The sequence below is a fragment of the Planococcus salinus genome, from assembly GCF_003719725.1.
GTDB classification, from domain to species: domain Bacteria; phylum Bacillota; class Bacilli; order Bacillales_A; family Planococcaceae; genus Planococcus; species Planococcus salinus.
Genome location: NZ_RIAX01000007.1, coordinates 36,091 through 61,029 on the forward strand (window position 1 = coordinate 36,091; position 24,939 = coordinate 61,029).

At 46.0% G+C, this 24,939-nt stretch carries 26 protein-coding genes and 1 pseudogene; 17 read left to right on the forward strand and 10 right to left on the reverse strand.

Annotated elements, in window-relative coordinates:
• Positions 1-44 precede the first annotated feature (44 nt).
• Positions 45-242: a DUF2188 domain-containing protein gene (locus EEX84_RS10455; RefSeq protein ID WP_123165585.1), complete on the reverse strand. Its 198-nt coding sequence runs from the start codon at positions 240-242 to the stop codon at positions 45-47.
• Between the two features lie 245 nt (positions 243-487).
• On the opposite strand from EEX84_RS10455, the gene EEX84_RS10460 reads away from it, so the two are divergent.
• The 3 genes from EEX84_RS10460 to EEX84_RS10470 all read left to right on the forward strand — a co-directional run bounded on the left by EEX84_RS10460 (position 488) and on the right by EEX84_RS10470 (position 2,892).
• On the forward strand, positions 488-1,543 hold the full coding sequence (locus EEX84_RS10460) for an LLM class flavin-dependent oxidoreductase (protein WP_123165586.1): 1,056 nt from the start codon (positions 488-490) through the stop codon (positions 1,541-1,543).
• A gap of 16 nt (positions 1,544-1,559) precedes the next feature.
• Complete coding sequence (locus tag EEX84_RS10465; RefSeq protein ID WP_123165587.1) at positions 1,560-2,510, forward strand: ATP-grasp domain-containing protein; 951 nt, start codon at positions 1,560-1,562, stop codon at positions 2,508-2,510.
• A 193-nt stretch (positions 2,511-2,703) separates the two neighbouring features.
• Positions 2,704-2,892, forward strand: coding sequence for a hypothetical protein (locus EEX84_RS10470; RefSeq protein WP_123165588.1), 189 nt, complete (start codon positions 2,704-2,706; stop codon positions 2,890-2,892).
• Between the two features lie 156 nt (positions 2,893-3,048).
• Here the strand turns inward: EEX84_RS10470 and EEX84_RS10475 are convergent, their stop codons facing one another.
• Complete coding sequence (locus EEX84_RS10475) at positions 3,049-3,342, reverse strand: hypothetical protein (RefSeq protein ID WP_123165589.1); 294 nt, start codon at positions 3,340-3,342, stop codon at positions 3,049-3,051.
• Between the two features lie 130 nt (positions 3,343-3,472).
• Here EEX84_RS10475 and EEX84_RS10480 point away from each other — a divergent pair, with 130 nt between their 5' ends.
• Positions 3,473-4,153: a hypothetical protein gene (locus tag EEX84_RS10480; RefSeq protein ID WP_123165590.1), complete on the forward strand. Its 681-nt coding sequence runs from the start codon at positions 3,473-3,475 to the stop codon at positions 4,151-4,153.
• Positions 4,154-4,217: 64 nt separating this feature from the next.
• Here EEX84_RS10480 and EEX84_RS10485 read toward each other — a convergent pair whose 3' ends face one another.
• A complete protein-coding gene (locus EEX84_RS10485) occupies positions 4,218-5,483 on the reverse strand; it encodes an erythromycin esterase family protein (RefSeq protein WP_123165591.1) in 1,266 nt (421 codons plus the stop codon).
• Positions 5,484-5,502: 19 nt separating this feature from the next.
• On the reverse strand, positions 5,503-5,772 hold the full coding sequence (locus EEX84_RS10490) for a GNAT family N-acetyltransferase (RefSeq protein ID WP_123165592.1): 270 nt from the start codon (positions 5,770-5,772) through the stop codon (positions 5,503-5,505).
• Positions 5,773-5,870: 98 nt separating this feature from the next.
• Here EEX84_RS10490 and EEX84_RS10495 point away from each other — a divergent pair, with 98 nt between their 5' ends.
• Positions 5,871-6,785 carry a catalase family peroxidase gene (locus EEX84_RS10495; RefSeq protein WP_123165593.1) on the forward strand — a complete coding sequence of 305 codons (915 nt, stop codon included), beginning with the start codon at positions 5,871-5,873 and terminating at the stop codon, positions 6,783-6,785.
• 41 nt (positions 6,786-6,826) lie between these two features.
• Here the strand turns inward: EEX84_RS10495 and EEX84_RS10500 are convergent, their stop codons facing one another.
• The 3 genes from EEX84_RS10500 to EEX84_RS10510 all read right to left on the reverse strand — a co-directional run bounded on the left by EEX84_RS10500 (position 6,827) and on the right by EEX84_RS10510 (position 10,479).
• Positions 6,827-8,206 carry a Glu/Leu/Phe/Val family dehydrogenase gene (locus EEX84_RS10500; RefSeq protein ID WP_123165594.1) on the reverse strand — a complete coding sequence of 460 codons (1,380 nt, stop codon included), beginning with the start codon at positions 8,204-8,206 and terminating at the stop codon, positions 6,827-6,829.
• 109 nt (positions 8,207-8,315) lie between these two features.
• Entirely contained in the window at positions 8,316-9,806 is a 1,491-nt protein-coding gene (locus EEX84_RS10505) for a glycine betaine uptake BCCT transporter (protein WP_123165595.1), read from the reverse strand.
• Between the two features lie 115 nt (positions 9,807-9,921).
• A complete protein-coding gene (locus tag EEX84_RS10510; protein ID WP_123165596.1) occupies positions 9,922-10,479 on the reverse strand; it encodes an SLOG family protein in 558 nt (185 codons plus the stop codon).
• A 366-nt stretch (positions 10,480-10,845) separates the two neighbouring features.
• On the opposite strand from EEX84_RS10510, the gene EEX84_RS10515 reads away from it, so the two are divergent.
• Complete coding sequence (locus EEX84_RS10515; protein WP_123165597.1) at positions 10,846-11,301, forward strand: DUF4878 domain-containing protein; 456 nt, start codon at positions 10,846-10,848, stop codon at positions 11,299-11,301.
• An 82-nt stretch (positions 11,302-11,383) separates the two neighbouring features.
• Here the strand turns inward: EEX84_RS10515 and EEX84_RS10520 are convergent.
• Positions 11,384-11,512, reverse strand: a pseudogene (locus EEX84_RS10520) (IS3 family transposase); the annotation flags it as partial.
• Positions 11,513-11,559: 47 nt separating this feature from the next.
• On the opposite strand from EEX84_RS10520, the gene EEX84_RS10525 reads away from it, so the two are divergent.
• The 9 genes from EEX84_RS10525 (at position 11,560) to EEX84_RS10565 (ending at position 19,447) form a co-directional block, all read left to right on the forward strand.
• Complete coding sequence (locus EEX84_RS10525) at positions 11,560-12,510, forward strand: threonine/serine dehydratase family protein (protein ID WP_123165598.1); 951 nt, start codon at positions 11,560-11,562, stop codon at positions 12,508-12,510.
• A gap of 77 nt (positions 12,511-12,587) precedes the next feature.
• Positions 12,588-12,749, forward strand: coding sequence for a YfhE family protein (locus tag EEX84_RS10530; RefSeq protein WP_123165599.1), 162 nt, complete (start codon positions 12,588-12,590; stop codon positions 12,747-12,749).
• A gap of 252 nt (positions 12,750-13,001) precedes the next feature.
• Positions 13,002-13,985 (forward strand): MBL fold metallo-hydrolase, encoded by a 984-nt coding sequence (locus tag EEX84_RS10535; RefSeq protein ID WP_240033959.1) that lies wholly within the window; start codon positions 13,002-13,004, stop codon positions 13,983-13,985.
• A 20-nt stretch (positions 13,986-14,005) separates the two neighbouring features.
• A complete protein-coding gene (locus EEX84_RS10540) occupies positions 14,006-14,938 on the forward strand; it encodes a ketopantoate reductase family protein (RefSeq protein ID WP_123165600.1) in 933 nt (310 codons plus the stop codon).
• Between the two features lie 99 nt (positions 14,939-15,037).
• Positions 15,038-16,774 carry a carbon starvation CstA family protein gene (locus EEX84_RS10545; RefSeq protein ID WP_123165601.1) on the forward strand — a complete coding sequence of 579 codons (1,737 nt, stop codon included), beginning with the start codon at positions 15,038-15,040 and terminating at the stop codon, positions 16,772-16,774.
• A gap of 70 nt (positions 16,775-16,844) precedes the next feature.
• Positions 16,845-17,102, forward strand: coding sequence for a cory-CC-star protein (locus tag EEX84_RS10550; protein WP_123165602.1), 258 nt, complete (start codon positions 16,845-16,847; stop codon positions 17,100-17,102).
• Between the two features lie 24 nt (positions 17,103-17,126).
• Entirely contained in the window at positions 17,127-18,059 is a 933-nt protein-coding gene (locus EEX84_RS10555) for an ArsA family ATPase (RefSeq protein ID WP_123165603.1), read from the forward strand.
• Positions 18,060-18,064: 5 nt separating this feature from the next.
• Positions 18,065-19,048, forward strand: coding sequence for a zinc-binding dehydrogenase (locus EEX84_RS10560; RefSeq protein WP_123165729.1), 984 nt, complete (start codon positions 18,065-18,067; stop codon positions 19,046-19,048).
• Between the two features lie 90 nt (positions 19,049-19,138).
• Complete coding sequence (locus EEX84_RS10565) at positions 19,139-19,447, forward strand: DUF4870 domain-containing protein (RefSeq protein WP_123165604.1); 309 nt, start codon at positions 19,139-19,141, stop codon at positions 19,445-19,447.
• A 40-nt stretch (positions 19,448-19,487) separates the two neighbouring features.
• On the opposite strand, the gene EEX84_RS10570 is transcribed toward EEX84_RS10565, so the two are convergent.
• On the reverse strand, positions 19,488-19,928 hold the full coding sequence (locus tag EEX84_RS10570) for a YtoQ family protein (RefSeq protein WP_123165605.1): 441 nt from the start codon (positions 19,926-19,928) through the stop codon (positions 19,488-19,490).
• A gap of 63 nt (positions 19,929-19,991) precedes the next feature.
• Entirely contained in the window at positions 19,992-20,213 is a 222-nt protein-coding gene (locus EEX84_RS10575; protein ID WP_123165606.1) for a transcriptional regulator, read from the reverse strand.
• Between the two features lie 404 nt (positions 20,214-20,617).
• Between EEX84_RS10575 and EEX84_RS10580 the strand changes: the two genes are divergently transcribed.
• Both EEX84_RS10580 and EEX84_RS10585 read left to right on the forward strand, forming a co-directional pair.
• A complete protein-coding gene (locus EEX84_RS10580; RefSeq protein WP_123165607.1) occupies positions 20,618-21,784 on the forward strand; it encodes an exonuclease SbcCD subunit D in 1,167 nt (388 codons plus the stop codon).
• Complete coding sequence (locus tag EEX84_RS10585) at positions 21,781-24,873, forward strand: AAA family ATPase (RefSeq protein WP_123165608.1); 3,093 nt, start codon at positions 21,781-21,783, stop codon at positions 24,871-24,873. The genes EEX84_RS10580 and EEX84_RS10585 overlap by 4 nt, the downstream gene beginning before the upstream one ends.
• Positions 24,874-24,939: the final 66 nt, after the last annotated feature.

The window sequence follows — 24,939 nt, forward strand, 5'->3', positions numbered from 1 at the left end:
AATCCAATAAAAGGCCTTGAAAGCTGAACTTTCAAGGCCTTTTATCAATATTCCAGCTCTTCCACTACATTATGGTCTTCATCCAGGATGATTACCTTGCTCGGACTGTTTTCCTGCGCGAGTTCTTTGGCGGCGTCAATGGCGCCATCTTTTGTAGGGAATGACTCAGTGGGAGCCACGTCTTCCAGTTTCACGATCCAGCGAGACGCAGTTTGATCAGGTGCTACACTGTAATTTTTCATATTAAATCATGCTCCTTTCTTTACGATCCTATTTCTCTCTTCCCTTAGTCACGACTGTTTAAACGGCATAAAAACCGGGAACAATTGCGACTTGAAAAACATTGCCTGAACTGAAAAAAGCCAATTTATTTTATAACCTAGTTTACTGGTAAGGAAAGAAGGTTTTATTGTATAATAAACTTGTTGTTGAAAATGATTGAATATTAGCTATAGAATTTATAAATGAGTTAAGGGAGCGACAATAGATGAGATACGGTTTTTGGCTGCCGATTTTCGGCGGATGGCTACGCAATGTAGAGGAAGAAAATATGCCCTCAACTTTTGAATACGCAAAAAAAGTGACGCAGTCAGCGGAAAAGTGGGGGTATGATACCACCTTGATCGCTGAACTGAATTTAAACGATATAAAAGGTATGGAAGCCGATTCACTGGAAGCCTGGTCGACTGCTGCAGCCCTTGCCGCAGTAACTGAAAAAATCGAAATCATGACGGCGATTCGGCCGGCGTTCCACAATCCGGCGGTCACTGCAAAAATGGCAGCGAATATTGACCAAATCTCGAATGGGCGTTTTACATTGAATGTGGTTTCTGCCTGGTGGGCAGAAGAGGCACGCCAATATGGCGGTCAATTTACGGAGCATGATGAACGCTACGACCGGACAGATGAGTTTTTGAAAGTGCTTAAAGGCATGTGGACAGAAAATGAATTTTCATTTAAAGGAAAGTATTACGATATTCAGAACGCCCGCCTTGAGCCGAAGCCGGTTCAGCGTCCGAATCCGATTTTGTATGCGGGGGGAGAAAGTCCACGCGGGAAAAAGTCGATTGTCGAGTCTTGTGATTCGTACGTCATGCACGGGGGAACGGTTGAAGAAATCGAAGCGAAGATCCGGGACATGAAAAATTTGCGTCAACAAGCGGGAAAAACACCATTTCAGTCGTTCGGTATGGCAGCGTATGTTGTTTGCCGCGATACAGAAGAAGAAGTGAAAGAAGAGTACGCGCGTATTGTAGATATGAAAGAGTCTAGCGGTTATGCAGGCTATGACGATTTCGTCAGTAAATCCCAATTGGAACAGCAGGTGAAGCTGGAAGATTACTCGGTTTCCAACCGGGGTCTGCGTCCAAATCTGATTGGTACACCGGAACAAATTGCCGAACGGATCATTGCTTACGAAAATGCAGGACTGGATTTATTGCTGCTGCAATTCTCACCACAGCTGGAAGAGATGGAACGCTTCTCTGAAAAAGTGATGCCGCTTGTGGAACAAAAACGAAAAGCGCTACAGCCGCTTTCATAATACAGGAGGAACTACTATGACTGAAAAAATATATGTAATCCATGAAAACGAAGAATGGACAACTCATTTATTCAAGCGCCTTGAAGAATTGGGGCTGCCTTATGAGGATTGGTTTATTGATGAAGGGCTTGTCGATTTGAACGAAGAGCCGCCAGAAGGCGTATTTTACAGCCGGATGAGCGCCTCTTCGCATACGCGGGGGCATCGCTTTGCGCCGGAAATGGCGGATTCGCTGCTTGCCTGGCTCGAACATCACGGCCGGACCGTTTTCAATGGAAGCCGGGCGCTTCGCTTGGAAGTAAGCAAAGTAAATCAGTACATGGCATTAAACGCGGCTGGGATCCGCACGCCGAAAACGATTGCGGCCAACGGCAAAGAACAAATTCTGAGAGCAGCTGAAAAAATCGATGCCGGATCTTTTATCACGAAGCATAATCGCGCAGGGAAAGGCCTGGGTGTCCGTCTATTCCATTCCATCGAAGCGCTTCGTGAATACGTGGATGGTGACGAGTTTGATCCATCCATCGATGGCATCACACTGATTCAGGAGTATATCCAAGCCCCTGAACCTTTCATCACACGCTGCGAATTCGTCGGCGGAAAATTTGTCTACGCCGTACAGGTTGATACTTCAGAAGGTTTCGAACTGTGCCCGGCCGATGCGTGCCGCATTGACGACTTGTTCTGCCCTGTAGGAGAAGAAGTGGAAGAAAAGCCGAAATTCCAAGTTGTGGAAGGCTTCGATGACCCAATCATTGCCAAATATGAGGAGTTCCTGCGTCAAAACCAAATTGATGTGGCAGGAATTGAATTTATCCGCAATGAAGCGGGCGAAATCTACACCTATGATGTCAATACGAACACCAATTACAATGCTGACGCAGAAGCTGTTGCCGGAAAATACGGCATGCTGGAACTTGCCAAGTACCTTGGAAAAGCATTGAAAGAAGAGAAGGTCACTGTGTAATAGGAATTTCCTTCAGTGGGAATTCCAGTTGCAAAGCTGGAGGTTTTACTGTCTGTAACAGCATCATCATTCGATCTGCCGGATGCCTGAAAGCTCAGGATATCCGGCTTTTCTTATTTTGGGGGTTTAATGATATGGAATGAAGGGAAATTTTACTGGGAGCAGACTACCAGTGTAAAGGGGGATAAGCACGATGGAAGATGTGAAAAACAAAAAAGAGGAATTGCCGGATACTGAAGAAACAACAGAAGAAGAGGAACCAAAAGAAGGCACTTCACGCTTCGACAACATTTACAGCAAAGTGGCATCCAACCGCTATGAAAACCTCCGTACCAGCTATATCGAAAACAAAGCAAAAGAGCTGAGAAAGCGAAGAAGATAAAGAGAAACTTCACTCAGTGGGGTTTTCCTCATCCCCACTGAGTGTTAGTTGATCCAATCGGACTTTGATGGGCAGTTGATTTCCCACTTGTAGAAGTGGGAGTCTCACTGCCCGTTAAAGCGGGATAAACCAAGTGCAGCTGCACTTGGCCTTCTGTTATCTGGAAATTTTTTCTGCTTCTTCGGCCACTACAAAAGCAAGGTCGTCGTTGCCGAACATTTGCAGGACTTCCAGCAGGGTTTCGCTGCTGATGTCAATTTCTTCCTGACCGGCATCTTCCAGAGCTTCGGACAATGCTTGGTTTGGAGCTTGTGCAGGGTAAGCCCGGTGATACAACGACACAGGATCCAGTTGATGATTGGTGCACCAATGGATAAACAACAGAATCATCGTTCGCTCATCCTGCTGATATCTTTTAATGATCTTTTCATCACGATTCTCGGACTCCATTTTTATCACTCCTTTAGCTGCAGGGCTACATGAACTTAACATACCAGATAATTCTAGTATTTGCATGGACTTCTATCTCTGCATCATCTAGAATAAACGCAAGAGACACGATAGTATCGGAGGGAAAAAGATGAAATTACTTCAAGTAAGAAAAGGGCAATTTGTGTATTATCAAAACGAATTGCACAAAGTATATTCAGTCAAACCATTGGCGAAAAAGTCTGTCTTGATGTTCCGCATCAAAGATATGGAACAAGTGGCGAGCAGAGCCGATGAAATCTCGCTTTACAGACCAAAACATATGGATTCTTTCATGTTCTTCGGTGCGCGGTATACGCTTCGGGAAGATCAGGTGGCTGAAGAAGGCGGCTATATCCTTATCCATAAACCCGATCCGGACTATATGGATCATTATTCACTGAACGAATTCGAGAAAGTCGAATCGGTCGATGGGAAGGACGTGGTCACTACACGCCAAAACACCGTCAAATCCAGAGAGTTCCTGGTAATGGTTCCTGGCCAGGATCCACAAAGCAATGACATCGCTTATTACGATAAATCGAAAGTCTCTGCCGAACAACTGGAAGAGGATGAGCAACTTGAAGAAACGCTGAAAGAAAAAAGCGCCATCCGTCCATCTATTGGAGATGTATACTTAAACCTGGATAACGGGGCTACTGCAATGGTGGTTGCCATTGTGCAGGAAGAAGTAATGCTCGGCACCGGAGACAAACTTACTTTCCATGAATTGTATAAGTCCGACAGCTGGAACTACCTGTACAATATCAATGATGGAGAATTTCTGGAATAAAGAAAAAGGCTGCCCAAGAAACCGGATTTCCGGTTCTGCGGGGCAGCCTTTTCAATTTTCTCTATCAGGGAACGATGTTTTCGACTTCCAGAGGGGTCAATGCTTTTGTTTCATCGATAAAAATAAAGGCATCGTAGCGCTCTGAAATTTTCGTTGGGACGTAATTGCCGTAAGCTTCAAATTCAGGGTTGTATACAACTCCGATTGCCCGGTGACCGGTCCAGCGGGCAAACAATTCATGGTTGTTTTCATCAAACAGGAACAGCTTGTCAAAAGCGCCTGTACGATGCAGAATTTCTTCCCATGAGTTGACACGGGCAGGAGGAACCGTGATTTGTTGGTGTCGATCCCCCCATGATTCGGCAGCGATGACTGTGCCGGAGTAGGTCCCGAAGCCGACAGCAAACACATCTTCCTGAGGGTGTTGTTCCCTCAACAATTGCCCTACATTGACCATGCCGTCATTCTTCATGTCGGTTGCCCGGGCGTCCCCGATATGGGTATTATGTTCCCAGATGATGATTTTCGTCTCTGGACCGTGATAATCAAGGATTTTATTGGCGGTCTCGACCATATGTTCATCTCGTATGTTCCATGACATGGCACCGCTTTGGACCATTGCCCGGTAATAATCCTCAGCATTTTTGGCGACCAATGCATTTACTGCCAAATTCAAGTCGCTTTCTTGCTCATCTTTATACTGCTCTTCGTTCGAGCGGATGGAAGCCAGTAATTTTGAGACTTCATCTACGCATACTTTTGAAAATGTGGACGAGGAAATGGCGTAGTTCTCCGGTTCCCGGTTGAACGGCTCAAAACAGGAAAAGGCTCTCCGGGCCAACTCCAAATCGCCCCCGGACGGATTGGTATGTGTCAAATACTGAAGAACTTCTTCCATGGATTCCCAAAGGCTGTAAACATCAAGGCCATAAAACCCGGTTTTAAGCTGGCTTTGGTTATTATGGTTTTTCAGCCACTCGATAAATTGAACCATCTCTTCATTCGCCCACATCCACGTCGGCCAACGTGTAAAAGCCTGTAAAATTTCCTCAGGCCCTTTTTGCTGACTGCTATACGCTTTGATATAGCGGTTGATCTGTTGTGCAGAAGGCCAGTCTCCTTCAACGGCAATAATCGAAAAGCCTTTTTCTTCAATCAGCCGCTTCGAAATTTCCGCACGGATGGAATAGAACTCTGAAGTGCCGTGAGTGGCTTCACCCAGCATGACGATTTTTGAATCCCCGAGAGCATCGATTAAAGGGGTCAGATCCTGGAATGTCCTGAAAGGCCGCGCATGACTTTTCGCTGCTTCCTCAAGAGATTGTTCCATTATTGAAACTCCTTTCCGATCACTTTTCCAAGACATCCTGGAATTCAGGAGTCTTTTCGATTACGCTGCTTGCAAATGCACATTGCGCCACGATTGTTTTGTCTTCATCTCTCGCGTACTGGACAATTTGCTGCACCAGTTTTTTGCCGAGTCCTCTGCCCTCTGCTTGGGGAGAAACTTCTGTGTGGGCGACTGTTAAAACGTTTCCGTTCGGGACGTATGTGATAAAGCCCAGTTCTTCTGAGTTTTCCGTTGCGGTGATTTGATTGTTTTCGTGCGTAAATTCCATTTTTGTTCCTCCTTTGAATTATTGCTTCTTTTTTGTATTCCCTGTATTTTTAAAAATATTCGCAATGGGGTATAGGTTAAAGGAAATGAGGTGAGAAAGTGAAAAGACGACAATTGGCAGAGGAAGCGGTCAATCAAATTGAAAAAGTTTTTGGCGAGTACCCGGGCCATCGCCGGGCGCACGCGAGAGGAAGCGTGTACGAAGCGATATTTTCTTCCAATGGAAATGCCTCAGCACTGACCACGGCTTCTCATTTTCAACCAGGAAAAGTACAGGCGCTGGTGCGTTTTTCGCATTTTTCTCCAGACCCGACATGGGCAGATATTATGTCCCCTGCAAAAGGGATGGCCGTGCAGTTCAAGTTGGCAGAAGGAGAAGTGACGAATATTGTCGGGGTGACGGCCCCGATTTTTCTGGCGAAAACACCGGAAGTTTTCACGGAAATGCTCCGTGTTATGAAATCATTTAAAAATGGAAAGCCGCGATTCGCCGATTTGGCAGAAGTAATGACGCAATATCCCGAAAGCCGGGCTGTCATTGAAATCTTAAAAAAAATGCAAGCCCCGAAGAGCTTTGCGACTGGCTTGTATCACTCGAATCACGCGTTTTATTTTCATAATGACAAGGGGAAGAAACAGCCCATTAAATACGAATGGGAACCAGAAGCGGGAGTTGAGGATTTATCGTTGACTGATGCCGCAGCTATGCCGATCGATTATTACAAGGCGGAATTTGAAGACCGAATCAGCCAGGGACCGGTAAACTTCCGTTTGAATATTGTTATTGGAACGGATGAGGATCCGACTGACGATCCGACAGTCGAATGGCCCGCAGAAAGGGAGAGAATCCACATTGGCAGCTTGTCGATTCAAAAGCAAGCACCTTATGCGGCTGACACCTTGTTTGACCCGACGGTTATGACCGAGGGGATTTCCTGTTCCGAAGACCGCATACTCAACTTCCGCCAAGACGCTTATCAGGTTTCACACAGCAGAAGGAAAAAAGGGCAATAAAAACAAGCCGGCGTCTCACGGGTGCCGGCTTGTTTTATGTCTCAGTATAATTTTCCTTGCTTGTACAGAACTGTAGATAATCTCTTAACAGAATGAATATAACAATTTTGGCGCAACGGGAAAGGGTCCCCGAAGTATTGCGGGAGAATCATATCCATCGTCTGTTGCATCTGCCCCACTAATTTATCGTAAATCTCCTGTTCTGAATGGTATTGTGTTTCGCGTCCCTGCAGCCATTCGAAATAAGAGACGATGACGCCTCCTGCATTAGCGAGAATGTCCGGTATGATCACCACGCCCTGATCACTGAGGTATTGGTCAGCTTCTTTTGTTGTTGGCGCGTTGGCACCTTCCACGATGATTTTGGCATGTATCTCTGTCATGTTATTTTCATGGATCTGATTTTCCAATGCTGCAAGGACCAGTACATCCACTGGCAGCGTCAGTAAATCATCCCGGCTTCTGATTTCCGCTGAAACGCCTGCTTCAGACAGTTGTTCATCAGTGACGGGCAAATCGCCTCGGTTTTTTGAAGTGAAACTGATCAAGGCCGGTATATCCAAACCGTTTTCATTGTACAAAGTGACGTTCCGGTCGCTGACAGCCACCACCGTATTGTCGACGAGCGGACATTTATATGCTTCAAGGGCAGTGATGGATCCGACATTACCAAATCCCTGTACCGCCAGAGTCAACGGGCGATTGGCATGAGCTAAAGTGGTGGCAGCAAATTTATTGCTGGTGGAAGATAATAATTGCTCATTTTCTTTGACAAAATCATGCATCAGGTAACGGAAAGTGAAGTAAACGCCTTTCCCGGTTGCTTCCCGTCTTCCCAGTGAACCTCCATTTTCTACACTTTTTCCTGTGAAACTGCCCAGGTAAGGCTCGCCGGGATGGATTTTTTTATACTCGGCCATCATCCAGTCCATTTCCCGTTCGCCGGACCCCATATCCGGAGCCGGTATGTCTTTTGTGGCGCCGATAACGTCAGCGAAATAACGGACGAATTTTCTGGAAATCATATTCAATTCCTTTTCCGAAAAATCTCTCGGGTTTATGAGTACGCCGCCTTTTCCTCCTCCGAATGGTACATTGTGAAGGGCATTTTTCAATGTCATCAAAAATGCCAGGTTGACGACTTCTTCTTCGTTGACACTTTCGTGAAAACGGATGCCGCCTTTGTAGGGGCCCATCGCATTGTTGTGGTGGACACGAAAAGAAGGGATTCTTACAACAGCACCATTATCCAACGGCACCCGCAAGAAGGATTTGTAGATCTGGTTGGGTGTTGAGAGAATGGCGCTCAATGAAGTGAATGCCTGTGAACGCATTTCTCCTTGAAGTTCAGGTAAAAACTCCTGATTCTCCATCAAAGCGTCCAAAGAGCTTTGGACAATCGCCTTTGTTTGTTCTTCCATATGATCAGCACCTCCGAATTTATGGTCCACTTCTTTTATACCCTTTCTGTTTGGATGTAAGCACAGTAAAAAGCCACTTTCCAACAGTGGCGGAAAGTGGCTGGAAATACTATTTTTTTGATTTGCTTAACGCCAGCTCTGTTTTTAACGCTTTGAATAAAGCGATGATCATCAGAATCATGACAAACGAAAACGGGAGAGCTGCGATAATGATGGTATTTTGCACAGCGGTGAGACCTCCGACCGAAAGCAGAATAGCTGCTACAAGTGATTGTGCGATTCCCCATAAAATCTTGATTTGGTTACTCGGCATCAAGGAGCCATTCGTTGACTGCATCCCGAGAACGAAAGTGGCTGAATCAGCAGACGTGATGAAAAAGGTGCTGACAAGCAGGATGGCGATAATTGACATGGTAAAGCCGATCGGCATTTCACTGAACATCGCAAACAAGGTTTGTTCTGTCGGGAAAGAAGTGAGATCAAAGCCGCTTTTTTCCATATCAATGCCAGATGTACCAAAGGCGGCAAACCAGAAAGATCCGAAAATGGTCGGTGTCAGCACTACACCGATTAAGAATTCACGGACAGTCCGGCCTTTGGAAATACGGGCGATGAACATACTGACAAACGGCGCCCATGAAATCCACCAGGCCCAGTAGAAGATTGTCCAGCCGTCCAACCAGCTGCGGTTTTCCGCATCAAGTGGCGCGGATTGGAAACTGAGGCTGATCAGGTTCTGGAAATAGGCACCGAACGTTTCAGTGAACATGTTCAAAATAAGCATTGTTGGACCGATGACCAATACAAGGATGAGCAATATGACCGCCAGCACCATGTTCGTATTGGATAAGTACTTGATCCCTTTATTGAGCCCTGACCAGGCTGAAATGATGAACAGAAGGGTGACGACACCGATAATCAGCATTTGCATCGAGTAACTCTGTTCCATCCCAAAAAGATAAGAAAGACCACCGTTAATTTGAGCAGCGCCAAAGCCGAGAGAAGTCGCAACCCCGAAGACAGTGGCAAAAACAGCCAGCACGTCGACAAGCGTTCCGAATGGACCTTCCATTTTCTTTCCAAAAATCGGCTTCAGTGTTGATGAAATTAATCCGGGTTCCCCTTTTCGGAACTGAAAAAAAGCGAGTGACAAAGCAACCATTCCATACATTGCCCACACGTGAATACCCCAATGGTAGTATGAGCGCTGCAGAGCTTCCTTGAAGGCTTCATCGGTACCCGGTTCAGCGGTGGCAGGCTGGATGGCAAAGTGGGACAGCGGTTCTGAAGCTCCATAAAAAACGAGGCCGATTCCCATCCCTGCAGAAAATAACATGGACATCCATGTAAACGTGGAAAATTCGGGACGGTCCGCATCTTTGCCAAGACGAATTTTACCGTATGGACTGAGGATGATAATGAGCGTAAGGATTAACAGCAACGCCATGATCGTCAAGTAATACCAGCCAAAAGCGGTGTTGATGAACGAGCGGATATTTCCGGTTGCCTGTTCGAAAATTTCCGGAGAGATGACTCCAAATGCAACTGTCAAAATGACTAATGCAAATGCGATATAAAATACTCTAGTAGCTTTTTTCATATTTCCTCCTATACCAATTTTATTGCAATACATAGCATTTAATAGTATAGGAATTTACTATCCTGGTCAAATGAATAAAGGGATTTGTATCAATAGGCGTGGGTCTATCAAGCCATTACTCCCATTGGTTCATTTGTTCTTCCTCTACAATCACACGCAAGTCATCAGCAGAAATGGTCATCACCGTATAGTCATGGCTTTCTGCATACCGCTCCGCTTCTTGTTTGATGAACTTAGGGGAACCGTCAGTTTCCTCATCATAGACAATGAGGATGCCATCCGAGTTGCGCAGGAAAAATTTATTTTTCTCGATAAATTGCCAGGGAGCTTCGTAAGGTTTGGACGTGAGGCTCCGATGAAAGTCGGCATGAGCGATAAGCATCTCATATTTCTCTTGTTTGGTTTCATTCCATTTCTTTTCCTGATTGAGAAACGGTGTCAGAATCGCGTACTTAAAATCAGGGAATTCTTCTTTCATATCCAGGACCACTTCGGCAGCCCAAGTCTCGACCCCCAGCTGGCCGCTCAGAATCACCCATTCAAGCCCTTCATCGAGCAACGCCCGGAAACGGCTTTCGAGGGCTTTTTTAATGTAATGAATTCCAGGATTTTTATCGTCGAATATTCCAAGTTCGTGCTGCTTGTAGCCGGTAACGACCAATCGTTTTATCAAAAAATCGGCTCCTTCCTACCCATTGTCGAATACTTTAGTTTACCCTTTTTCGTGAAATGATAATATATATTTTTGAACAGGTGGGATCAGAAAAGTCAGTTTACTAACGGCAGTTATGATAAACTGGCAACAACGAAAGGGTAAGAGTATGGTCAGCTTAAACGATGTGAAAAATGCATTCGTTGAAATTCAGGACAGTATTCATGAAACTCCCGTTTTAAAGTCAGCTCTTAATTCCTTGCCAAAAAGCTAAAAAGTAGAACATTTTGTAAAAGAAGGAGTAATATGGTTCATATTCATTAAAACGGTATGGTACAATAATAAGATGCTATGTACTTTAATAACTTGAAATGAGGAGGTAAGGGAATGAAGAAAAGAGTGGGTATAATCGGCACAGCAGTAATTACGGTTGCTGGGGTAATTTCCGTTCCATTTTTAACAAATTCGGAGGAACTCGATACTGTCTCTCCTGAAGCGTTTGTGAAGGAATATGTGGAACTAGGTAAAGCTGAGAATTACGAACGCATTGTAGATTTAGTCGTTGACGAACGTTTTAAGAATGATCGGGGCATAAAACTCGAAACTTACAAAGCGATGCAAGAAAACCTTCCGTCCTTAGTCGATTACGAGATCAAAGAAGTGAAAAACGTGACGGAAGATCAAGCCACTGTAGTAGTGGTGTTAGAATATGAAGATGGCAGTGCAGAACAGGCACCCCTGAACTTGGTAAAAAAAGATGGAGATTGGAAACTGTATTTGGATAGTCAAAGTGCTCTTACTGATGAAGCTTACAAACAAATTAGTCCTGCAGATGATATTTAGTTATATAAAAAGTGGGTGGATTCTTTGAATCCACCCACTAAGGCTGTTGAGAATGGACTGACCCAAAAAGGTAGACAAAAATTTAAGCGACTTGTTGGACATGAGTCCGGTATTCCACCGGGCTCATGTCTTTTAATTTGGTCTTCATCTCTATGTGATTGTAGTAAACGATATAAACATCGAGTTCCTGCAGAAAATGCTCAACACTTTTTACTAACAGCGGTTATGATAAACTGGCAATAACGAAAGGGTGAGAGTATGGTCAGCTTAAACGATGTGAAAAATGCACACATTGAAATCCAGGACAGTATCCATGAAACGTCCATTTTAAAGTCAGAGCTTTTAAACGAACAAAGCGGCAACCAGGTTTATTTGAAATCAGAGCATCTGCAAAAAACAGGTTCATTCAAAATAAGAGGTGCCACAAATGCTGTGAAAAAGGCAGTGCAGAATGGCGCCCGGTTTGTCACGGCTGCTTCTTCGGGAAATCACGGCCAGGCAGTGGCTTCCATTGCAAATGAATTGGGAGTGCCGTGCATAATCGTAGTGCCGGAAGATGCCAATGCCGCAAAAGTGGCTGCGATCAAAGCTTATAAAGGACAAGTGGAGTATTGCGGACTGATTTCTGCTGACCGGATACCGCGAGCCAAGCAACTGGCTGAAGAAAACGAAGGCATCTTCATACCGCCATACGATCATCCTCATGTCATTGCCGGCCAAGGAACCATCGGACTGGAAGTGATGGAGCAGGTTCCTGATGTCGACATAATCGTGGTGCCGGTTGGCGGCGGAGGATTGATCAGCGGCATATTGACGGCCGTGAAAAACAGCAAGCCGCATGTGAAAGTGATCGGTGTGGAACCTGAAGCCGCCAATGATACGTATTTATCTTTGAAAAATAAGCAAATCACCTCTATAGACAGCGCTCCTACAGTTGCAGATGGACTCCGGACTTCCCAGCCGGGCGATTTGACGTTCCCCATTTTGCAGGAACATTTGGACGATCTGCTGTTAGTCACAGAAAAACAAATCAAAGAAGCCTTCCAATTTACTGTTGAACGGACAAAGCAGCTGATTGAGCCGTCGAGTGCAGCAGCGGTGGCTGCGGTATTGTCAGGGGAATTGCAGGGGGCACAGCAAAAGATTGCAGTCGTATTGTCAGGAGGAAACGTGGACTTGCGGCAAGTGCAGGAATTCATGCCGGATTGAACGTTTACGCATGAGCGAAAAGGGAAAAGAAAAAATAAGACTTACTATAATGAGTTATACAGAAAGGAGCAGTTGACATGAGCGACGAAAAACAACCGCATGAAAAATTGGCGGATAAAGAGTTGGATTTGAAAGCTGCACAGGAAGTACATTACCAGGATGACTTTAAAAAAGCTGATAAAGCGGCAGAAAACCAAGAAGAACAGGATAAAGAAAACAAAGAAAAAGATGACAAGTAATCATTAAAAGGCTGGAGCGTTGGATAGACCAATTGCTGCCAGCCTTTTTTTATACGGCCAAAAAGAAGCGTACATTGCATTATTTTTTCGAAAGCGATACCATAATGTGTAAGTATTCTGAACATAATAACGATTGGTGAGAGGGGATGGGGAGCCACTGAAGGCTTGAACTGAAAAATTTTGAAATGAGGAGGCAGGGTTTTATTTCCCAGGAAATACAGTGAGAAAAAATGGAAAGTGGGTGGTGGGGACTTGAATAGTTATCTGCAAAACACAAAGCCGGAAATTAAAGATAAAATGAGAGATCTTGGGATTACACCGATACGGGTGGAATTGCCTTTTCGCCTCAATCACGTGAATTGTTTCATGGCAGAAGGAATTGACGGATGGACAGTCATAGATACAGGGTTGAACAATGACTATACAAGAGAGTTGTGGGAAGAGCAGATAGGAACCAAAGAAATTTCGGATTTATTGCTGACCCATTACCATCCGGATCATTTCGGTCACGCCGGAAGCCTGCAGAAAAAAACCGGAGCCAAAGTCTCCATGTCCAAAACGGACGCGTTGGCTGGTTTGTCTTCATGGCAGGACGAAGTGATTGAGACGATACCCGCAAATTACCGCGCCTGCGGAATACCGGAAGACAAGTCGATTCAAATGACGGAAAATACAGCAGGGTTCCAGGATCTTGTTTTTCCATTGCCTGAAGTCGATCGTTACTTTAAGGAAGGTGAATCCGTCGTCATCGGCCGTTACGAATACGAAGTGATCTTCACTCCGGGCCATTCAGACGGCATGGTCTGTTTTTACAATAAAGAACAGAATGTATTGTTTTCGGCCGATCACATTCTGCCGAAAATCACACCGAATATCTCTTACTGGTTTCACGGGGATGAAAATCCTTTGAAAACGTATTACCAGTCGTTGGAAAAGATGAAGGAACTGGATGCGGAGTTGGTCATTCCTTCTCACCATCAGCCTTTTTACGGGGCCAACAAGCGGATTGATGAATTGATGAAGCACCACAATGAGCGCCTTGAAGAAACCCTGGATACGGTAACAGAAGGGCGGACGGTATACGAAGCGTGCGAGCAGCTTTTTAAGCGGCCGTTGACTGTCCACGAAACGCGTTTTGCTGTCGGGGAAACTTTGGCGCATTTGGAATTCCTGCGGCATAGCGGCGATTGTGGACGGCGAAAAGAAGGCGAACAGTGGATTTACCAAAGAGCATAGAAAGAGGAGGAGTAAGTTTAATGAAGATATTGATTGTAGGAGCAGGGGCCATTGGCGGTTACTTTGGTGCCAGACTGCTGGAAAAAGGGGAAGACGTAACGTTTCTCGTCCGTGAAAAACGGAAACAGCAGCTGGAAGAGACGGGATTGAAAGTGAAAAGCGTCCATGGTGACATTGAAGCGAAACCACAATTGATCACGGCCCGGGATGTGGACAACAATTTTGACCTCGTCGTCATTTCGACGAAGTCCTATCAACTGGCTGGTGCCATCGAAGACATAAAGCCGTTTGTTGGCAGAGAAACGATGGTGCTGCCTTTATTGAATGGTGTAGCACATGTGGACGAGCTGGTGGAAAGCTTTGGGGAAGAGGCAGTCATCGGCGGTCTATGCTTTATCGAATCCACACTTGATGAAGAGGGAACCATTATACAGACAAGCCCGACCCATCAATTGGTTTACGGGGAACGCACGGGAGACAAAACAGAACGCATCCTCCGGGTGAAGCAGGCTTTTTATGGAACAAAAGCGGACTTCGAATTAAGCGGCCATATTAACCAGGATATGTGGCATAAGTATTTGTTTATTACGGCAATGTCGGGGATTACTACGGCAATGCAGTCCCCAATTGGACCGATTCTTGAGCTGGAGACGGGACAGCGGACCATCGGGACTTTGCTGGATGAGCTTGTCGGAGTTATGACTGCAATAGGCGCTCCAATCAAAGAAGGCATCGCTCAAGACCAATTCGTTAAGCTTAATATGATGCATCCGGACATGAAATCTTCGATGCAGCGCGATGCAGAAAAATCCATGCCGCTGGAATCGGATCATCTGCAGGGCTTCTTGCTGAAAAACGCCAAAGAACATAAATTGGCTGTGCCGGTACTGGAAACTATTTGGACCAAGCTGGCTTTATATGAAAGAACCAGAGAAGCCGTTTCAAACAAATAATTACAGAACATTTACATTATTAGGATAATAATTTATGATGAAAGGGCAGATACTCTGGAATATGCGGAGTGTTGGCAAGATTGAGAGGAGTTGGGTTAATTGGAAGCTATTGCACTCGCTGCTGTTGGAATTTTCATCTTTATACTGGGATACCGGTTTTATTCCAAATTCGTAGCAGAAAAGATTTTCAGGTTGGATCCGAATTATGTAACACCTGCACACCGCTTTAAAGACGGTGTCGATTTTGTCCCGACAAATAAATTTGTGCTTTGGGGACACCATTTTACTTCTGTAGCCGGTGCTGCACCGATTCTCGGACCGGCCATTGCGGTTTATTGGGGATGGCTCCCTGCAGTGTTGTGGGTTGTTCTGGGAACCGTTTTTGCGGCAGGTGTCCATGATTTCGGAACGCTCGTCTTATCGGTACGCAACAAAGGGCAGTCGGTTGGAACATTGGCACACCGATTGATCGGACAGCGTGGAAAAATCTTATTCCTTTTCATCATTTTAATTCTTGTTTTAATGGTTAATGCCGTGTTTGCCTGGGTTATCGCGAACTTATTCATTTCTTATCCGGCAAGTGTCATTCCGGTATTTATCCAAATTCCATTAGCAATTTGGATTGGCCATGCGGTTTATAAGCGGAACAAAAAAATGCTTGTTCCATCATTGCTCGCACTTGCGACCATGTACATAGTGGCGGTTATTGCCAGTAAAGTGGATTTTCTGCAGATTGACCTCGTCCAGTATATGGGCGGAGAAGGAGGGGCAGGACTATTCGGTTTAGGCGCAATTTCGACCGCGTTCTTTATTTGGATTGTCGTGCTGATGGTATATGTCTACATCGCCTCTACTTTACCTGTTTGGAAACTGCTTCAGCCACGTGATTTCATCAACTCACATCAATTGGTTGTAGGACTTGCGATTCTATACGTGGGACTGATTTTTACACGTCCTGAGATTACTGCACCGATGACCAATCCAAGTGCAGACCAATCGTGGTTTCCGCTGTTGTTCATCACGATTGCCTGTGGTGCGATTTCCGGTTTCCACGGTCTTGTGTCTTCCGGCACGACTTCCAAACAGCTGGACAAAGAAACAGATGCCCGTTTTGTCGGCTATCTGGGGGCGGTGGGAGAAGGTGTATTGGCGCTTATTTCCATCATCGCCGTTATCACTTTGTTTCCGAGTGTGGAAGAGTTCCGGGCGACTTACAGCAGTTTCACGGCTTCCAATGGAGCTGGGCTTGGCGCTTTCATTGAAGGAGCAACGAACCTGGCAACCGGTTTGCTGATTCCTGCCGATGTGGCATCCACAATCGTTTCCATCATTGTCGTTTCATTTGCTGCGACTACGCTTGATACTTCGGTCCGTTTGATGCGTTACATCATTTCTGAATTGGGCGTGGAGTATAAAATCCCTTCTTTGGAGAAAAAGCATGTAGCGACGACCATTGCAGTCGGAGCCAGTGCGGCGCTTGTGCTGATTCCTGAAGGGCCGAACGGATTTGGTTCCGGCGGTTACTTGTTATGGCCGTTATTCGGTACAGCGAATCAGCTGCTGGCGGGTATCAGTTTGCTGTTAATCTCGATCTGGCTGAGAAAACTTGGCCGAAATTACATGGTTACCATCATTCCGATGATTTTCCTGATGTTCATGACGCTTTGGGCGATGTTCGAGCAGGTATTTACTGAATGGGCATGGTACGCAGATGGGTCGAATATGCTGCTGTTTGTCTTTGGAGCCATCATCTTCGTCTTCACGCTATGGATCATTTTGACCGCAGTCCAGGCTTTGCTGAAGAAAACAGACCCTGATTTTTCAGGCGACGAATAACAATTAAGTGAAAGTGGAAAGGGATCATATACATGTGATCCCTTCTATTTTCATTAAAAGAGGTGTTACTATGCTGGAGAAACTGAAACAGCTGATCGCTTTTTACGAAGAGGTACTGGAAATGCCGCACCGGACCGAAATTGCGCGTGAACTGCGCGATGAAGACGATTTGTTTCTGCTGATGTTGTATTCGGAAATGATCGGCATTCCGAATCCGGTGTATTACTATACGCTGGAATTATACCCGTACATGATCGAGAGGTTCCATGACTGGCATCTGCGCATGGGAATGGAAAAATCGCCGATGACCGGCATTCGTTGCTGCTAAGATGGTAAGAAATGAGGAATACAAATGGAAGTCTTGAAAAAAAGTATTATTTTTGTCGGGGGCAAAGGCGGCGTCGGAAAATCGACTTCAGCGGCGGCGATTGCCTGGCAATCTGCCAAACTGGGCCATAAAACTCTGCTCATTTCGACTGACCCCGCGCACAATGTCGGTGATATTTTCAATCAGGAAATCGGCGGGAAAACAAAAGAAATCGCATCAAATCTATATGCTCTTGAAATCGATCCGGAAATCGAAACGGATAAATATATAAAAAGCGTCAAAGCCAATATTAAAGGCGTTGTGCATTCCGCTATGATGGAAGAAGTACATCGCCAGTTGGATACTGCCAAAGCTTCGCCCGGAGCAGATGAAGCTGCTCTGTTTGATAAGTTGATCCATATCATTTTGGAAGAGCGTGCGCATTTTGACAAATTGGTATTTGATACAGCACCGACAGGGCACACGATCCGACTTTTGACATTGCCGGAATTGATGGGGGTGTGGATTGATGGCTTGCTGGAGAAGCGGAAAAAGACCAATGAAAACTATACGCAATTGCTGAATGACGGTGAACCGAGGGAGGATCCGATTTACGATGTGCTGAGAGAGCGGCAGGAACGGTTCTCAAAAGCGCGTGATCTTTTATTGGATGAACAAGAGACCGGATTCATTTTCGTCTTGAACCCGGAGCGGCTGCCTATACTGGAAACGAAAAAAGCGCTGGAGTTATTGCATAAATACGATTTGCATGTGAACACGCTGCTCATCAACAAGGTGCTTCCGGCAGAAGCCGATGGCGAATTTTTGATGGAGCGGAGAAAACACGAAAAACAGTATGTCGAATTGATCGAAGAAACGTTTAAAAAACAACAGCTTATTTACATTCCATTGTTTTCACAGGACATTGTCAGTAAAGAACAATTGGAGCTCTTTAGTAAGCATTTCGGGAAAGGATGAAGAAATTGAAAGCATTTGTACTGGAGTCTGGAGAATTCAAAGTAAGAGAAATGGAAGAACCGACAGCGCAGGCTGGGGAAGTAGTCGTATCGCTTCGTGCAGCAGGCTTGAACCGCCGCGATTTGGGACTTGGCAAACGGCATGGCAACAAACCAGAACCATTGATCATAGGTTCAGATGGAGCGGGTGTCGTGGAGTCAGTTGGCGAAGGGGTTTCGCAGGTGTCGGTCGGAGATGAAGTGATTATCAATCCTGCGCTGCGCTGGTACGATAACAGTGACGCTCCTCCGAAAGGCTTTGACATTCTGGGAATGCCCGACCACGGGACATTTGCGGAGAAAATTGCCGTGTCTGCCGAACAAGTGGAGAAAAAATCGGCTCATTTGTCTTGGGAAGAAGCGGGCTCTTTGGCGTTGGCCGGGTTAACCGGATACCGCGCGTTGTTTACAAAAGGACAAGTGAAAAAAGGAGACACAGTATTTATTCCCGGTGCGGGGAGCGGTGTCGCCACGTACTTGATTCAGTTTGCGAAAAATGCAGGAGCGAAAGTGATCGTCACTTCCAGAAGCAAAGAAAAAATGCAGCATGCCAAAGAAATTGGAGCTGATATCGCGATCGATACAGAAAGTGACTGGAAGCAGGAATTGGCTGATGAAACCATTGACCTGGTCATCGACAGTGTCGGTAAAGCGACGTTCAACCGCTCATTGGATGTTCTGAAAAAAGGCGGGCGCATTGTTATTTTTGGGGCGACTACAGAAGACAATGTTGACTTCAATCTCCGTAAGTTTTTCTACGGCCAATACCAGCTGTTTGGTTCCACGATGGGCAGCCGGGAAGAATTGCGTGAAATGCTGGCGCATATCGAGCAGCATGAAACGCATCCGATCGTCGATCAGACGTTTGACCTGGCAAATGCTCAGGAAGCTTTCGATTATCTGGCAGAAGGCAAGCAGTTCGGAAAAGTCGTTTTGCAAATGAATCGGTAAAAAGAACTTTTACTCAGTGTGAAAAAAATGAAACTTTTCAGTCGCTTATGCGTAAAAAGAGTATAAGAAAAATGACTGGAGATGAATGAAATGCAGAGCACCGGATTAAAGGTTCTTGTCCATGCCAGTGCGTTCTTTATGCCGTTTTTAGTGCCGTTTATCGTGTTTCTTGTAACTGACGACAAAGAAGTGAAAAAGCTGTCGATTCAGGCATTGCTGTTCCAGCTTGTATTGGGCGCTTTGTTCTTCGTATCAAGCTTGCTGGTCGTGGTACTGATCGGTATTCCGATGTTGTTTATCCTGGGAATCGTAGGTATAATCGTTCCGGTTCTGGGTATTATCAAAGCACTGAACGGCGAAGAGTTCGATTACCCGATTGTGGGAATGTGGTATTACTGAGTACGAAAAACACGGCCATCCATGAGATGGCCGTGTTTTTTCATTCGAAAATATAAGATAGTGCCTTGATTGCCTGGTCGCAGTTCTCGACTGTGGCGTTTGCTTTTCGGGACAGTTCTTTCAATGGATGATGCAGTTTTTCCGGGCGGATAATGATGACTGGCTTGTCCAGGGCGAGAGCCGCACTGGCGTCCATGGCAGTGTTCCACTGTTTGTACTGTTCGCCGAACAAAGCGATGACCAGATCCGCTTTTTGCATCAATACCGTCGTACGCAAATTATTGAAGCTGGATGCTGCCGCATCTTTGAAGACGGCATTCGGCTGTTCGCCTAGAATTTCTTCTCCGATATTGTCCGACCGGTCATGGTCTTCCATTGGCCCGACAAATTCGACCGGCAAATTGAGTGCTGCAGATTTCTTTTTGATTTCGTCTCTCCAGGTACTATGAATTTCTCCTGCAAGGTATACGGTTACGTTCATCATTTCACCCTCCAAAATCCATTTCTTCCAGTGTATCATATTAAGGGAAGAGACTGGAGGAGATTAGATGATCAGCCGTTCTTTTTGCGCCACCGGAATCAATGAAAGCACATTGTCCATTTTGAAAGTGCGCTTTTTGTTCCGGAGAAAACAGTAGGCCTGAAACGAATCGCCGCTGACTTTCAGGATTTTCACACGGCGTTTGCTGATGGCGCCATCATGAGCCATATACATCATATCCACTGGCTGCTGGTGCTTAAAGGCCTTCAAAATTTGTGCTTTCATTGATTTTCACTCCTTTTTCTTGGTGTCCGGCTGTGCGGCACAAACACGCCGCTTCGCCAAATCGTCTTATGCCCGTCGAGGGACCGCAGGAAGCGGGTCAGATAAGCGTTGCGACAGGACGTCGCGTTTTTAGCTTATCTTCCTTTAACGGGCGCCTGCGCTTTTCTGAGTGTCCAGACTCCGGCGCCCAGATTCTCGGGTCATAAGCCACTCCGGCTGTGCGGCACAAACACGCCGCTTCGCCCGATTGTCTTATGCCCGTCGAATCTCCACGGGCGCCTGCGCTTTTCTGATAGAACGTTTGTTCTTATTATATATCGGAAATTAAAGAAAAACAACCAAACAGAATCATGTATAATGGAACGAACATATATTCTTTTACAGCAACAGAAAGGAGTTATCGTATGAAATTTTTCCATACTGCCGATTGGCATTTGGGCAAGCTTGTCCAAGGGGTTTATATGACAGAGGACCAGCGCTTTATACTGGAGCAGTTCATTGAGGCGGTTGAGCAGGAGCGGCCTGACGCAGTGGTGATTGCCGGAGATTTGTATGACCGCGCCGTGCCGCCGACAGAAGCCGTTAATCTGCTGGATGATGTGCTGGCTAAAATTGTGCTGGAACTGAATACACCGGTTCTTGCCGTGGCAGGAAACCATGACAGCCCCGGCCGGTTGAATTTCGGCAGCCGTTTTATGAAACCGAACGGCATCCACATAGCAGGCCATGTGACAAAAGAACAGACGCCGGTCGTATTGAGTGATGAGTTTGGGGAAGTGCATTTCCATCTTGTGCCGTATGCCGATCCTTCCCAGGTGCGGCATGTATTTGAAGATGCAGACGTCCGGACGCACGATGGTGCGATGAAAGCCATCATAGAAAAAATCAAAAGCACGAGAGCTGCTGAAGCCCGCCATGTGTTTGTCGGCCACGCTTTTGTGACGCCGCGCGGAGAAGAAGAAGCGAATACGAGCGATTCGGAGAGGCCGCTCGCAATCGGAGGCGCCGAACATGTCGACGCTCGTCATTTCGATGCATTTCATTACACCGCGCTTGGCCATCTGCATCAAGCCCATTATGTGTCGAATGAAACAATCCGCTATTCCGGATCGCCATTGAAGTATTCGATTTCTGAAGAACGGCATCAAAAAGGCTATTACGTTGTCGAACTGGACGAAGAAGGTAAGGCATCGGTTGAAAAACGGTTTTTCCAGCCGCAGCGGGATATGCGGACAGTTGAAGGCTTGATGGAAGACATTCTGCGCCAGGAAGTCAGTGAGGATTTTGTGTTCGTCAAATTGCTGGATGATGCGCCGATCCTTTACCCGATGGAAAAAGTGCGTTCCATTTATCCGAACGCCATGCATGTGGAGCGGAAAAATTTTGCCGGGACGGCTGTGCAAAGCGACACAGGGGAACGCCGGAAAATGGACTCGCTGTCTTTATTCCATGCGTTTTACGAAGAAGTGAAAGGGGAAAAACCGTCTTCCGAGACTGAAGCGATTTTTCGGGAAGTGGTTCAGGAATCTTTGCATGAAGAAAGTGATGAGAAAGAAGGGGTGAGAGCATGAGGCCCTTAAAATTGAAAATGACGGCTTTCGGACCGTATAAAGAAACGGAAATTATTGATTTCAAGGAATTGAAAGGCAATCAGCTGTTTGTCATTTCCGGCAGCACAGGTTCCGGAAAAACGACCATTTTTGACGGCATCTGTTTTGCGCTGTTCGGCTCGGCCAGTGGATCGGACCGCAGCGAAACGCGTAATTTGCGCAGTGATTTCGCAGATGACAGCACGCCTACTTGCGTGGAAATGGAGTTTGAGATACATAACCGGAAATACCGGATTTTGCGGCAAATGGGGCATGTCAAAAAAGGGAACAAAAGCGCAACAGGTGAACGCTATGAATTTTTCATTGTTGACGAGAACGGAGAAACACCTTGTGTGGAACGGCAAATCGTTTCGGAAATCAATCCGAAAGTCGAACAGATCCTTGGCCTGACACAAAATCAGTTCAGTCAGATTGTCATGCTGCCGCAAGGAGAGTTCCGTAAGCTGTTAACTTCTGAAACCGACAACAAAGAAGAGATATTGAGACGGATTTTTAAAACGGAACCGTATAAGATGATCAGCGAACGGTTAAAGCAAAAGAAAGATGCGGCTGCCAAATCTCACCAATTGGAAGAACAGTTATTGGATAACCACATTCAAGCCATTCAGTCATCGCTTCCAATGCGGGAGTCGGAGCTTTTTGAAGTAATGTCCCGTGAGCATGCTAATATTCACCAAATTTTAGCGGGTCTTGAAAAAGAGTCGCTGTTCTATAAAGAGAAAGCCGATATGGATCAGGCTCGGTATCAATCTTTATATAAAAAGCATAATGACAAGCTGGAATCCTACCACGAAGCTCAAAAGTGGAACAGTCGATTTGCGGAGATGAATGAAAAAGAACAGCAACTTGAATACTCGACAGAACAACTACCGGTTTTTGCAGAAAAAGAGCAGGTTTTACAGCAGGCGGAACGTGCAGGGTTAATTCAAAACAGTGAAAACCTGTTCAGGGAACTACTTGAAAACGAAGTGGAAAAAAACAACCAGTTAACCCGGGCGGCAGAAGCGAAAAAAACAGCAGCCGAAACGAAAGAGCAGGCGGAACAGCAGTTTTCAGCAGAAGAAAAGCGCAGCGAACAACGGGAAAACGCACGGAAACAAGTGATTGAACTGCAGGGGTTATTGCCGCAGGTTCAGGAGCTGGCGGCGAAAGAAGCAGAACTTGTCCAGTTGGAAGCTGCCGCAGAACAATCGGAGAAAGAGCTGCTGGCGTCTGAAGAGTTGCATGCCGGAAAAAAAGAGGCAACAGACAGTATGGCCGGAAAAATCAGGGAACTTGAACAAGTCGTGGAATCCTATGATGAAAAGCAGCGAAAACTTACGAAACTCCACGAGCAGGTTCGCGTTGCAACAGAATATTTGGCGCTTCTGGCTTCAAAAGCCACGCAATCCAGTGAGTTGGCGCAAAAAGAATCCCTTTATCTTCAATCAGCCACTGCGTATAGCGGGAAAGAAGCAAGCTGGTTTGCTGATCAAGCCCATATTCTGGCTGAACAATTGCATGATGGGGAGGCGTGCCCTGTATGCGGAAGCCATGAACATCCGAACAAAAAGACCGTTGCTGACAAGCTGAGTGTATCAAAAGAAGAATTGGAAAAAGCAAAGTCGGAACGGGATAAACTGGATGGCCAGTTCCGCAACGCGGCGGCCAGACTGGCGTCAATTGAAGAGCAACTCGCTCAAAAAAAGGCGGAAGTCGAACAGCATGGTGTAAGCGCAGAACAGGCGGAAACCGAAGCGGTTCGTTTGGAAGAATTGAAGCAGCAGCTGGCCAATGAAGTCCGTGTTCTTCAAACGCAAAAGCAGGAACTCCGTGATTTGAAAGAACAATTGAGCAAACAGCTTTCCCAACTCGAGAAAGTGGAACAAGACAAAGCCGCCCGTCTTTCGGAAATGAATAAGCAGAAGTCGGCATTTCAAACAGCCAAAGCAGTGGTCGCGGAAAAATATTCCTCGATTCCCGAAAAAATGCGCGCCTTGCCGTTCCTGAAAGCAGAGATTCAACAGGCTGTTGCCCAAAAAGAACAGCTGGAAAGATCGTGGGACACTGCACAGAAGCAGTACCAGAAAGCGAAAGAACAAATGGCATCAGCTGCTGTGTCCTGTCAGCACGCCAAAGCCAGTGCAGAAGAAATAACTGAAAAGAGGGCGAAAGCGGAACAGCAATTCAAAGATGCCTTGGAAAAGTCCGCTTTTGAATCCGAACAGGCGTATCACCGGGCAAAGATGCATGAATCCGATTTTGCTGATTTGAAACGCGAAATCCAGCAGTTCAACCAAACACACCATACATTGCAGCAGCAAGTCAAGGAGTTGACGGAACTCCTGAAAGACAGAAAAAATGAAGATGTATCGCTGATGGAAGTGGAACTGGCTGACTTGAAGCAAGGCTACGAGCAGTCATTGGCAACATGGAACCATTCGATGGAATGTGGAAAAAAAGCGGATGAATTGATGCGGAATATCCAAGCGGCGATTGAAAAAACAGCCGCTGCAGAACAGCAATTGAACCGCATAGCCGATTTGCACAATATGATCCGCGGTCAAAACGACTTGAAGATTTCTTTTGAACGTTATTTGCAAATTGAATACCTGGAACAGATTATCCAGTCAGCAAACGAACGCCTGAAAAATCTGTCGAACGGCCAGTTCTACTTGATGCGCAGCGATCGTCAGGAATCGCGCGGCAAGCAGAGCGGTCTTGGATTGGATGTTTACGACGCGTATACCGGCCAGACACGTGATGTCAAAACCTTATCAGGCGGCGAAAAATTCAATGCTTCGCTTTGCCTGGCGCTTGGGATGGCGGATGTCATTCAAAGTTTTCAGGGAAATGTCTCCATTGAAACGATGTTCATCGACGAAGGGTTTGGCTCGCTCGATGAAGAGTCGCTGAACAAATCCATTGATACACTGATCGACTTGCAGAAATCCGGGCGCATGATCGGGGTCATTTCACACGTTCGTGAGTTGAAAGCGGCGATTCCCGCCATTTTGGAAGTGGAAAAATCAAAAGAAGGATGCAGCCGGACGAAGTTTCTGGTTCGATAATGACAGGTCACTCCTTTGTTTCTGCGTTTAGAAGCGTCTCGGAACGTGAATGATAAGAGAAACAGG